At 74.6% G+C, this 11,864-nt stretch carries 8 protein-coding genes; all 8 read left to right on the forward strand.

Going from position 1 to position 11,864, the window contains the following annotated elements:
* The first annotated feature begins 2 nt into the window (after window positions 1-2).
* The gene (locus KBX37_RS04905; RefSeq protein ID WP_210774730.1) at window positions 3-2,216 is read left to right on the forward strand and encodes a penicillin-binding protein 2; all 2,214 of its coding nucleotides are present in this window, start codon (window positions 3-5) and stop codon (window positions 2,214-2,216) included.
* 52 nt (window positions 2,217-2,268) lie between these two features.
* Window positions 2,269-3,831 (forward strand): UDP-N-acetylmuramoyl-L-alanyl-D-glutamate--2,6-diaminopimelate ligase, encoded by a 1,563-nt coding sequence (locus KBX37_RS04910; RefSeq protein ID WP_210774731.1) that lies wholly within the window; start codon window positions 2,269-2,271, stop codon window positions 3,829-3,831.
* Complete coding sequence (murF, locus tag KBX37_RS04915) at window positions 3,828-5,228, forward strand: UDP-N-acetylmuramoyl-tripeptide--D-alanyl-D-alanine ligase (RefSeq protein ID WP_210774732.1); 1,401 nt, start codon at window positions 3,828-3,830, stop codon at window positions 5,226-5,228. Before KBX37_RS04910 ends, murF begins: the two co-directional genes overlap by 4 nt.
* Entirely contained in the window at window positions 5,225-6,358 is a 1,134-nt protein-coding gene (mraY, locus tag KBX37_RS04920; RefSeq protein WP_210774733.1) for a phospho-N-acetylmuramoyl-pentapeptide-transferase, read from the forward strand. Before murF ends, mraY begins: the two co-directional genes overlap by 4 nt.
* A gap of 313 nt (window positions 6,359-6,671) precedes the next feature.
* Window positions 6,672-8,078, forward strand: a complete 1,407-nt coding sequence (locus KBX37_RS04925; protein WP_210774791.1) for an FtsW/RodA/SpoVE family cell cycle protein — start codon at window positions 6,672-6,674, stop codon at window positions 8,076-8,078.
* Entirely contained in the window at window positions 8,078-9,184 is a 1,107-nt protein-coding gene (gene murG, locus KBX37_RS04930; protein ID WP_210774734.1) for an undecaprenyldiphospho-muramoylpentapeptide beta-N-acetylglucosaminyltransferase, read from the forward strand. Before KBX37_RS04925 ends, murG begins: the two co-directional genes overlap by 1 nt.
* Window positions 9,185-9,377: 193 nt before the next feature.
* The gene (murC, locus tag KBX37_RS04935; RefSeq protein WP_210774735.1) at window positions 9,378-10,871 is read left to right on the forward strand and encodes a UDP-N-acetylmuramate--L-alanine ligase; all 1,494 of its coding nucleotides are present in this window, start codon (window positions 9,378-9,380) and stop codon (window positions 10,869-10,871) included.
* On the forward strand, window positions 10,868-11,686 hold the full coding sequence (locus KBX37_RS04940; RefSeq protein ID WP_210774736.1) for a cell division protein FtsQ/DivIB: 819 nt from the start codon (window positions 10,868-10,870) through the stop codon (window positions 11,684-11,686). Before murC ends, KBX37_RS04940 begins: the two co-directional genes overlap by 4 nt.
* Window positions 11,687-11,864 lie beyond the last annotated feature (178 nt).

Raw genomic sequence — 11,864 nt, forward strand, 5'->3', positions numbered from 1 at the left:
CAGTGCCGCCGAGATCGGACGAACCGCGCCGGGACCCCACCACGGGCTCCCGGCGCGGCCCGTCCCGGGCCGGCCGGGGCGGGGACCCGCGGACCGGCGAGCCGGGGATCGGCGGGATCTCCGACGCCCGGGCGTACACCCCTCGGGGCCGGACCATCCGGGAGAGCGGCGAGGAGCGGGCCGCCGGCCGTGAGGAGCGGGCCGGCCAGCGGCGTACCCCCCGGGCGGGCCGCTCCGGCGACCCGTTCCGCCCGGCGTTGCAGGTGCTCGACGGCGGCCGGGCGGGGGCGCGCGCCGGGCGGCGGGAGGCCGCCCCGGTCGCCCGGGCCGGCGTCATCCGCACCGTCCCGACCCGGCCGGCCTGGACCGACGACGAGGAGGAACTGGCCCCGCCGCGCCGCCGGGCCGGCGGGCGCACGCCGCGCCGGCCGGAGCGTCCAGCGGCCCGCCGCCCCGCCCGCAAGCCGCGCCGGCCGCCGAAGCTGGCCGAGCCGCGCCGCCGGCTGCGGCTGGGCACCATGCTCGTGCTGGCGCTCTTCGTCACCATCGGCATCCGGCTGGTCTTCCTCCAGGCGGTGGACACCCCGGCGTACGCGGGTGGGGGCATCGACTCCCGGCTCACCCGGGTCGACCTGCCCGCCCCGCGCGGCGCCATCGTCGACCGCACCGGCGCGCCGCTGGCCCGCAGCGTCGAGGCCCGGTACGTCTTCGCCGACCCGACCCAGGTCAAGGACCGGGCGACCAGCGCCCGGCTGCTCTCCCCGCTGCTCGGCGTGCCCGCCTCCGAGCTGGCCGAGAAGATGAAGCGGCGCGGCCTGCCCGGCGGCGGCGAGTCGCAGTTCCAGTACCTGGCCCGGGGCGTCGACATCCCGAGGGCCAAACAGATCGAGGCGCTCGACCTCGACGGCATCGGCACCCACCGCGACGAGCGGCGCGAGGTGCCCGGCGGCGACCTGGCCGCCAACCTGGTCGGCTTCGTCAGCCAGGACATGAACGGCCTGGAGGGGCTGGAGGCGCGCTACGACGACGTGCTCCAGGGCAAGGACGGCCGGCGCGTCTACGAGGCGGGCCAGGGCGACCTGGACGCCCCCATCCCCGGCGGCTACAGCCAGACCACCCCGGCCAAGCCGGGCAGCTCGCTGGTGCTCACCATCGACCGGGACCTGCAGTACCAGGTGCAGCAGGTGCTCGGCCGGCAGATGGCGCAGACCCGGGGCAGCGTCGGCGCGGCCGTGGTGCTGGACGTGGCGACCGGCGAGGTGCTGGCCCAGGCCAGCCACCCCAGCTACAACGCGGCCAACCCGGAGCCGAGCCGGCCGACCGACCGGGAGGACGCGGCGACCAGTTTCGTGGTCGACCCGGGGTCGGTGCACAAGGCGATCACCTTCGGCGCGGCGTTGCAGGAGGGCGTGATCACTCCAGACAGCACCCTGCCCATCCCCAACACCGTCACCAAGGGCGACACGACCTTCGCCGACACCCACCCGGCGAACGGCCGGCGGATGAGCCTGCCGGGGATGATGGCCTTCTCGTCCAACGTCGGCACCATCAAGATCGCCGACGAACTGGGCCGGGACCGGCTGATCGACTACCAGAAGCGGTTCGGGCTGGGGCAGCCCACCGGCGAGGGGATGCCGGGGGAGGCCTCCGGGCGGCTGCTGCCCGCCGACGAGTGGAGCGACTCGTCGAACGGGTCGGTGCCGATCGGGCACAGCGTGGACGCCACGCCCCTGCAGATGGCCGCCGCGTACGCCGCCATCGCCAACAACGGCACGTACGTCCAGCCGCACCTGATCAAGGAGGTGATCAGCGGGGCGGACGGGAAGCGGACGGCCGCCGGGCCGCCGGTCACCCGGCCGGTGCTCAGCCCGGCCAACGCCGCCGCGCTGCGCACCATCCTGGAGGCGGTCACCACCGTCGACGGGGCGACCGGCGTGGCCGCGGCGGTGCCCGGCTACCGGGTCGCCGGCAAGACCGGCACCGGCTGGCGGCTGGTCGACGGGGACAAGCAGCCCGGCGAGGTCGGCTCGTTCATCGGGATGGCCCCGGCGGAGAAGCCCCGGTACGTGGTGGCGGTCTTCGTGTGGAGCCCCGGCGGCGAGGGTGGCACGGTGGCCGCGCCCGCCTTCCGCGAGATGATGGGCTTCACGCTGCGGCATTACCGGGTTCCCCCGTCGGGCGGCAAGGCCCCCAAGTTCGAGGTCTTTCCGCGCTGAACAGCCACGGCGGGACATCATCGGTGAGTGGGGACGAACCACCGGGGCGGCTGTGCGGTCGGAACCGGACGACCGGGTAGGGTCTGACGCCGTGCCCGGCAATCCACGTCCCCGTACCGTGCCCGGAGTCCGGCTCGGCGACCTCGCCGCCCGGCTCGCCGTCGCGCCGCCGGAGGCCGCCGCCGACGTGGCGGTGACCGGGGCGACCCACGCCAGCCAGGAGGTCCGTCCCGGCGACCTGTACGCCGCGCTGCCCGGCGCCCGCCGGCACGGCGCGGAGTTCGCCGCGGCCGCCGCGGCGGCCGGCGCGGTGGCCGCGCTGACCGACCCGGCCGGCGCCGCCGCGGTGACCGCGGCCGGCCTGCCCGCCCTGGTGGTGCCCGACCCCCGGGCGGTGCTCGGCGACCTCGCCTCCGCCGTCTACGGCGACCCGACCGAGGGGCTGACCGTGATCGGGGTCACCGGCACGGCCGGCAAGACCTCGACGGCCTACCTGGTGGAGTCCGGCCTGCGCGCCGGCGGGCACACCACCGGCCTGATCGGCACCGTGGAGACCCGGCTGGGCGATCTGGTGATCGACAGCGTGCGGACCACCCCGGAGGCGACGGACCTGCACGCCATGCTCGCCGCCGCGCGCGAGCGCGGGGTGACCGCGCTGGTCATGGAGGTCTCCAGCCACGCCCTGGCGATGGGGCGGGTCGGCGGGGTCCGGTTCACCGTCGGCGGCTACACCAACTTCGGCTCCGACCACCTCGACTTCCACGCCGACTCGGCCGACTACTTCGCGGCCAAGGCGCGGCTCTTCGACGGCCGCTGTGCCTTCGAGGTGCTCAACCTCGACGACCCGGCGCTGCGCCCGCTGTTCAAGCCCGCCACGGTCAGCTACTCGGCGGCCGGCGACCGCGCGGCCACCTGGTGGGCGGACGAGGTCGGGGGCGAGGGGTACGCCCAGCGCTTCACCGTCCACGGCCCGGACGGCCTGGCGCTGCCCGCCGGGGTGGCCCTGCCCGGCCGGCACAACGTGGCCAACGCGCTGCTGGCCATCGCCAGCCTGGTGGCCGCCGGGGTGGACCCGGCGGTCGCCGCCGAGGGGGTGGCCGCCTGCGGCGGCGTCCCGGGGCGGCTGGAGCTGGTCAGCGCGGCCGGTCCGGTGCGCGGCGTGGTCGACTACGCGCACAAGTCCGACGCCATCGTGGCCGCTTTGGCCGCGCTGCGCGAGCTGAGCGCGGGTCGGCTGATCTGCGTCATCGGCGCGGGCGGTGACCGGGACCGGGGCAAGCGGCCGGTGATGGGCGCCGCCGCGGCGCGGGGCGCCGACGTGGTGCTGGTGACCGACGACAACCCGCGCACCGAGGACCCGGCCGCGATCCGGGCCGAGGTGCTCGCCGGGGCGTACGCGGCCGGCGCCCCCGCCCGGATCATCGAGGCCCCGGGCCGGCGGGCCGCCATCGCCGAGGCGGTCCGGCTCGCCGAGCCCGGCGACGTGGTGGCGCTGCTCGGCAAGGGCCACGAGCGTGGCCAGGAGGTCGCCGGCGAGGTGCACCCGTTCGACGACCGGGTGGAGCTGGCGGAGGCGCTCGGCGCCCGCTTCGGGGACCTGGCGGGCCGACGGTGATCCCGCTGAGCCTGGCCGAGGTCGCCTCGGCCGTCGACGGCCGTCTCGTCGGCGCCGACCCGGCGGCCCGGGTCACCGGCCCGGTCGAGTTCGACTCGCGCAAGGTCACCGCCGGGGCGCTCTTCGTCGCGTTCCCGGGCGAGAAGGTCGACGGGCACGACTACGCGGCCGGTGCGGTGGAGGCCGGCGCGGTGGCGGTGCTCGGCACCCGCGAGGTGCCCGGGGTGCCGATGGTGCTGGTGGGAGACGCGCTGACCGCGATGGGCCGGTTGGCCCGCGCGGTGGTGGGGCGGCTGCCGCAGCTGACCGTGATCGGGCTGACCGGCTCGTCGGGCAAGACCACCACCAAGGACCTGATCGCCCAGCTCACCGTCCGGCTCGGCCCGACGGTGGCCCCGCCCGGCTCGTTCAACAACGAGCTGGGCCACCCGTACACGGCCCTGCAGGCCACGCCGGAGACCCGCTTCCTGGTGATGGAGAAGGGCGCCCGGGGGATCGGGCACGTGCGCTACCTGTGCGACGTGGTGCCGCCGCGGATCTCCGTGGTGCTCAACGTCGGGGTCGCGCACCTCGGCGAGTTCGGCTCGGTGGAGAACATCGCCCTGGCCAAGGGGGAGCTGGTCGAGGCGCTGCCGGCCGACGGGCTGGCCGTGCTCAACGCCGACGACCCGCTGGTCGACGCGATGGCCGCGCGCACCGGCGCCCGGGTGGTCCGGTACGGCGAGGCCGCGCACGCCGACGTCCGGGCGGTCGACGTGTCGCTGGACGACCGGGGTCGGCCGTCGTACACGCTGGTCACCCCGGAGGGAAGCGCCCCGGTGCGGCTCGGGCTGACCGGCCGGCACCAGGTCTCCAACTCGCTGGCCGCGGCGGCGGTGGCTCGCGAGCTCGGGATGCCGCTGGCCGAGGTGGCCGGCGCCCTCGGCGAGCTGGGGCTGGTCTCCACCCGCCGGATGGACGTCTTCGACCGGCCCGACGGGGTGACCGTGATCGACGACTCGTACAACGCCAACCCGGCGTCGATGGCGGTGGCGCTGCGCGCGCTTGCCGGCATGCGCCGCGAAGGGCGTATCTTTGCCGCGCTCGGCTACATGGCCGAGCTGGGCGACTTCGAACGCGACGGGCACCGGGAGGTGGGCCGGCTCGCGGCGGAGCTGGGCGTGGACCGGCTGCTCGTGGTGGGTGAGCCGGCGACGCCGATCCACGAGGGCGCGACAGCGGTAAGTGACTGGGGAGGAGAGTCGGTGCTGCTCACCGATCAGGCGGCGGCCGTCGAGGTGCTGCGCAGCGAGCTACGGCCGGGCGATGTCGTCCTGGTGAAGGGCTCCCGGTACCGCACCTGGGAGGTGGCCGACGCGCTGCGCACCGGCGCCACCGGGAACGGGGACGCCGCATGAGGGCGGTGATCATCGCCGTCGGCGTGGCGTTCCTGATCTCGCTGCTCGGCACCCCGATCGCGATCAAGGTGTTCACCCGGCTCAAGGCCGGCCAGCCGATCCGGGCCGAGGGCCCGGCGATGCACCAGGGCAAGAAGGGCACGCCGACGATGGGCGGCGTGGTCTTCATCCTGGCCACGGTGATCGCGTACGTCGCCGGTCACCTGGCCCTGACCACGCTGCCGGACGCGCAGATCGCCCAGGTCGAGCCGACCATCACGGCGCTGGTGCTGCTGGGGCTGATGGTGTTCTCCGGGGCGGTCGGCTTCATCGACGACTTCCTCAAGGTCCGCAAGCGGCACAGCGGCGGTCTCAACAAGCGCGGCAAGCTCTTCGGGCAGATCCTGGTCGGCGCGATCTTCGGGGTGGTGGCGCTCTACTTCCCGAGCACGATGACCGACGCCAGCGGCGCGGCGACCAACACCGAGACCGTCGGGGCCACCACGCTCAGCTTCATCCGGGACATCCCGGCGCTGGAGATCGGCAAGATCGCCTCGGTGATCGTCATCATCTTCGTGGTGATGGCCGCCACCAACGGGGTGAACCTCACCGACGGCCTCGACGGCCTCGCCACCGGCGCCTCGGTGATGGTCCTGGCCGCGTACGCGTTGATCGCGTTCTGGCAGTACCGGCACTGGTGCGCCGACCCGAGCTACACCGCCAACCCGAACAACTACTGCTACGCCGTGCGGGACCCGCTGGAGATCGCGCTGATCGCCGGGGCGGCGGCCGGCGCCTGCGTCGGCTTCCTCTGGTGGAACACCTCGCCCGCCCGGATCTTCATGGGCGACACCGGTGCGCTCGGCCTGGGCGGTCTGATCGCCGGCATGGCGATGTCCACCCGGACGATCCTGCTGCTGCCGATCATCGGCGGGCTGTTCGTGATCATCACCATGTCGGTGGTGATCCAGATCATCTCCTTCCGGACCACCGGCAAGCGGGTGTTCCGGATGTCGCCGCTGCAGCACCACTTCGAACTCGCCGGCTGGAGCGAGGTCAACATCGTGGTGCGGTTCTGGATCATCGCCGGGATCGGCGTCGCCATCGCCCTCGGCCTGTTCTACAGCGACTTCCTGGCCAGCATGGGCTGAGTCGCCGACACCGGCCCCGGCCGGGTCGCGAACACCGGCCCCGACCAGGTCGGAAACGCCGGCCGGCCGCGCCGCGACCGTCGCGTACGGGGGTCCCTCATAGCCGAGGGGCCCCCGTTCCGCATTCCGACACGCCGACCGGGCCGAACGGCGCGAACGGGCCCGGCGAAGCGGCGATGATGGGCTCGTGGGGGAGGACCGAGGCAGCACCGGCACGACGACGACGGCGGAGACCCAGGCACGGCGGGGCGCGGGCGCGGGGCGTACCGCCGATCCGCCGGCGTCGATCAGCGGCCTGGACGCGGCCGGCGGCCTGGCGGCGCTGCGCGGCCTGCTGGCCCGCCCGCTGGCCTCCTACTACCTGCTGCTCTCCAGCGCCGGCCTGCTGCTGCTGATCGGCCTGGCCATGGTCTTCTCGGCGACCAGCGTGAGGGACTACGCCGAGGCCGGCGACGCCTCGGCGTCGGTGACCAAGCAGGCCGTCTTCGCGGTGATCGGCATCGTCGCGTTCTGGGCCTGCCAGCGGCTGCCGGCCAGCACCTTCCGCTCGCTCGGCCGGCCGGTGCTGGGTGCGGCGGTGGTGCTGCTGCTGGTGCTCAACCTGCTGCTGGCCCTGGAGTCGCTGTTCAAGATCAAGGCGCTCGGGCCGCTGCGGGCCAACCTGCTCTGGCTCTACCTCGGCCCGATCCAGGTGCAGCCCTCCGAGCTGGCCAAGCTCGCGCTGGTGCTCTGGGGCGCGCACGTGATCGCCCGCAAGGGCGCCGCGCTCGGCTGGTGGAAGGAGCTGGCCACCCCGCTGTTCCCGGTGGTCGGGCTGCTCTTCGTGCTGGTCGGCTACAACGACCTGGGCACCATGCTCTGCCTGCTGGCGATCGTGGTCGGGCTGCTCTGGGCGGCCGGGGTGCGGATGCGGGTGTTCGCCGCGCTCTCCGCGGTGGGCCTGCTCGGCATCGGCGTGCTGGTGGCGGTGGCCTCGCTCGGCGCCGGTTCCGGCGCGGTCGGCGAGGAGAACTACCGGCTGGCCCGGTTGACCTCGTTCATCAGCCCGCCCGACCCGGCCACCTGCCTGGAGACCGGCTGCTGGCAGCTCGTCCAGGCCCGCAACGCCATCGAGCACGGCGGCTGGTTCGGCGTCGGGCTGGGCAAGAGCAGCGCGAAGTTCGGCTGGCTGCCGGCGGCGCACAACGACTTCATCTTCGCGGTGATCGCCGAGGAGCTCGGGGTGGTCGGCTGCACCGTCATCCTGGTGCTCTTCGCCGTGCTCGCCTACACCGGGCTGCGCGTCGCGCGGCGGGTCGAGGACCCGTTCCGCCGGCTCGCCGCCGCCGCGATCACCGCCTGGCTGGTCGGCCAGGCCGTCATCAACATCGGTGGCGTGATCGGCCTGCTGCCGCTGACCGGCGTGCCGCTGCCGTTCATCTCCGACGGCGGCAGCGCCCTGGTCGTGACGCTGGCGGCGGTCGGCATCCTCGCCTCGTTCGCCCGCGCCGAGCCCGACGCCGCGCGAGCCCTGCATGCCCGTCCGCCCGCCCGGTGGGTCCGACTACTCTGGGCCCCGTTGCCGCCGCTTCCCGGCCGGCGCCGCCGCCCGGCGACGCCACCGGCTGCCCGAGGGTCCGTGCCCCGGTCGCGAGCGCGGCGGGAGGACGACCAGGCCGCACCGCGCGGTGGCCGGCAGGGCCGGACCCGTGGCGGGACGGCGAGCGAGAGGAGACGCTGATGGGTCCGCTGCGTTCGGTGATGCTCTGTGGAGGCGGTACGGGTGGCCACATCTACCCGCTGCTCGCCTTCGCCGACTGCCTGCGCCGACACGACCCGGGCGTCCGGATCACCTGTCTGGGCACGCCGAAGGGCCTGGAGAACGAGCTGATCCCGCCGGCCGGCTACGACCTGCGCCAGATCCCGGCGTACCAACTGCCCCGCTCGGTCAACATGAGCCTGGTGCGCACCCCGGACCGGATGTGGAAGGCGGCCCGCGCCGCGGGCAAGGTGATCGACGAGGTGCAGGCCGACGCGGTGGTCGGCTTCGGCGGGTACGTCTCCGTCCCCGGCTACCTCGCCGCCTGGCGCCGCGAGCTGCCGATCGTCATCCACGAGGTGAACGTGCCACCGGGCGTGGCCAACCGGCTCGGCATGAAGTTCACCAAGAACGTCGCGGTCGGCTTCCCGCACCAGCCCGACCAGGCCGAGTCGCTGCGCGACGCCCGGGTGGTCGGCGTGCCGCTGCGTCGGGGCATCGCCGGGCTGGACCGGGTCGCCATGCGCAACGCGGCTCGGGCCCACTTCGGACTCCGCCCCGACCTGCCGGTGCTCTTCGTCGCCGGCGGTTCGCAGGGCGCCCGCTCGATCAACCTGGCGGTCTCGGGCGCGGCCAAGGAACTGGCCCGCAACGGCGTGCAGGTGCTGCACGTGATGGGCGCCCGCAACGAGCCGGTGCCGGTCCCCACCGACCTGCCGGTGCCGTACGTGACCCTGCCGTACCTGTCCGAGATGGAGCTGGGCTACGCCGCCGCCGACCTGATGCTGGGCCGGGGCGGGGCGATGACCTGCGCCGAGGTGGCCGCCATCGGCCTGCCCACCATCTACGTGCCGTACCCGCACAGCAACCAGGAGCAGAAGCGCAACGCGCTGCCCGTGGTGGAGGCCGGCGGCGGGCTGCTCGTCGACGACGCCGAGCTGACCCCGGACTGGCTGGAGCGGACGGTCATCCCGCTGGTCCGCGACCCCCGCCGGCTCGCCGCGATGAGCGCGGCCGCGGCCGGGTACGGGCGGCGCGACGGCGACGTCGCGCTGCTGAACTTCGTCTACGAGGCGGTGGCTCGGTGAGCGCGAGGAGTGAGCTTGCGAGCCCCGCAGTCGGGAACGACGGTGGCTCGGTGAGCGCGAGGAGTGAGCTTGCGAGCCCCGCAGTCGGGAACGACGGTGGCTCGGTGAGCGCGAGGAGTGAGCTTGCGAGCCCCGCAGTCGGGAACGACGGTGGCGCGGCGACGCCGGCCACCGCGACGGGAAGGTACCTGGCATGAACACCGCGCAGTTCACCCCGGCCGGCACGCTCACCGCCGAGGACCTGGGCCGGATCCACCTGATCGGGGTGGGCGGGGTCGGCATGAGCGGCCTGGCCCGGCTCTTCCTCACCCGTGGCCTGCCGGTCTCCGGCAGCGAGCTGCGCGAGTGGCCGTCGCTGGCCGGGCTGCGGGCGCTCGGCGGGACGATCCACATGAGCCACGAGGTGAGCAACCTCGACGGCGTGGACACCGTGGTCTACTCCTCGGCCATCCCCCAGGACCACCTGGAGATGGTCGAGGCCCGCCGGCGCGGCCTGCGGGTGCTGCACCGCTCCGAGGCCCTCGCCGCGGCGATGACCGGCCGCCGGACGGTGGCGGTCGCCGGCACCCACGGCAAGACCACCACCACCTCGATGGTCACCATGGTGCTCCAGCAGGCCGGGACGGACCCGTCCTTCGTCATCGGCGGGGAGATCTCCGAGGTCGGCTCCGGCGCGCACCACGGCACCGGCGAGTACTTCGTGGTCGAGGCGGACGAGAGCGACCGCTCGTTCCTGATCTACCGCCCGTACGTCTCGATCATCACCAACATCGAGGCGGACCACCTCAACACCTACGGCGACCTGGCCAACCTGGAGGCGACCTTCGCCGAGTTCGCCCGGCTCACCGATCCGGACGGCTTCATCATCACCTGTGCCGACGACCCGGGCGGCCGCCGGCTGGCCGAGACGCTGCGCGCGGAGGGTCGCCGGGTGCACACCTACGGCCTGTCTCCCGACGCCGACCTGCGGCTGGACGACATGGCCTCCACCGCGCAGGGGGTGCGCTTCCTGGCCGAGGTCGACGGCCACTCGCTGGGCGAGATCCGGCTGCCGGTGCCGGGGCGGCACATGGGGCTCAACAGCGCCTCGGCGGTGCTCACCGCGTACCTGCTCGGGCTGCCCGTCGAGGCGGCCGAGGCGGCGCTGGGCGCCTTCCCCGGCGTACGCCGGCGCTTCGAGCGCAAGGGCGTCGCGGACGGTGTGCTGGTCTACGACGAGTACGCGTACCACCCGACCTCGATGACGCTGGCGTTGCAGACGCTGCGCGAGGTGGCCGGGGACGGCCGGCTGATCGTGGTCTTCCAGCCCTACCGGCTCTACCGCACCCGGGACCTCCAGGCGGAGATCGCCGCGGCCCTGGGCATCGCCGACGAGCTGGTGCTGCTGGAGGTCTTCGGGCCGGGCGAGCTGCGCCAGCCGGGGGAGGGCTCGGCGGCCCTGGTCGAGGCGGTGCCGCTGGACGCCGCGCACAAGGTGTTCGTCGACTCGTGGGAGGACGCCCCGGTCGAGGTGGCCCGGCGGGCCCGCCCCGGCGACGTGGTGGTGACCATGGGCGCCCCGCCGATCTCCCTGATGGGCGACCAGCTGATCGACGCCCTCACCGCGCGGGCCTCCGGCGGCGCCGCCGACCCGACGGCCCTCGGCGCGGCCGTCGACCCGGACGGCGCGGCCTCCGCCGCCGGATGAGCCCGGGTCCGGCGCGGGGCCGTACCGCCGGCACGGACGGCGGCGGCCCCCGGCGTAACCCGGTCCGGCGTTGGCAGCTCGTCCGGGCCGGCAGCGACGCGGTCCCGCCGTCCACCCGGCGGTTCATGGCCCGGGCAAGGCAGCGGCGGATGCGCGCGGCCCTGCCCTGGGCGGTGGCCGCCGCGGTGCTCGCCGTGGCCACGCTGGTCGCCTGGACGGTGCTCGGCACCGGGCTGTTCGGGGTCCGCGAGGTGCGGGTGGTCGGCGCGGAGCTGGTCACCCCGGTCGAGGTGCGCGAGGCCGCGGGTGTCCCGGACGGGGTCCCGCTGGCCCGGGTGGACCTGGCCGCGACCGGCCGCCGGATCGGCGCGCTGGCCCCGGTGGAGCGGGCCACGGTGACCCGCGACTGGCCGGGCACGCTGGTGGTGACGGTGGTGGAGCGGACCGGGGTCGCGGCGGTGCCCCGGGACGGGCAGTTCGTCGTGCTCGACGCCGACGGGGTGGTGTTCCGGACGGTGCCGCGCGCCCCCGACGGCCTGCCGGTGGTCCGGCTGGCCACCCCCGGCCCGGACGACCCGGGCACCCGGGCCGCGCTGGAGGTGCTGGCGGTGCTCACCCCGCCGCTGCGCGCGGAGCTGACCGAACTCACCGTGCAGGGGCTGGCCCGGATCAGCCTCACCCTCCGTGGCGATCGGACGGTCGTCTGGGGTGACGCGACCCGGGGGACGGACAAGGCGCGGGTGGCCACCGCGCTGCTGGGTCGCAAGGCCGACACGATCGACGTCAGCGCGCCCGACGTGGTGACCTTCAAGTGATACCGGGACGCCGGAGGTGAGCCGTCCCGCCAATGGCGGCGACACGCCGGGCAGGTCCTTGGCTCTCGGCGTGGGGGCGCTTACGTTGCCCCGAAGAGGATCAGTGGTTGACATAACTGTAAGCCTCTAGTAGAGGGTGAGGGTTTATTCCTGATCCTCTGTGGTGACAGCTGTCGTC

The organism is Micromonospora sp. U56, from assembly GCF_018070095.1.
GTDB classification, from domain to species: Bacteria; Actinomycetota; Actinomycetes; order Mycobacteriales; family Micromonosporaceae; genus Micromonospora; species Micromonospora purpureochromogenes.

Coding starts and splice junctions, on each gene's coding strand:
- murC (WP_210774735.1), top strand. CDS start 9,378: ATGAACACCGCGCAGTTCACCCCGGCCGGCACGCTCACCGCCGAGGAC.
- mraY (WP_210774733.1), top strand. CDS start 5,225: ATGAGGGCGGTGATCATCGCCGTCGGCGTGGCGTTCCTGATCTCGCTG.
- KBX37_RS04940 (WP_210774736.1), top strand. CDS start 10,868: ATGAGCCCGGGTCCGGCGCGGGGCCGTACCGCCGGCACGGACGGCGGC.
- murG (WP_210774734.1), top strand. CDS start 8,078: ATGGGTCCGCTGCGTTCGGTGATGCTCTGTGGAGGCGGTACGGGTGGC.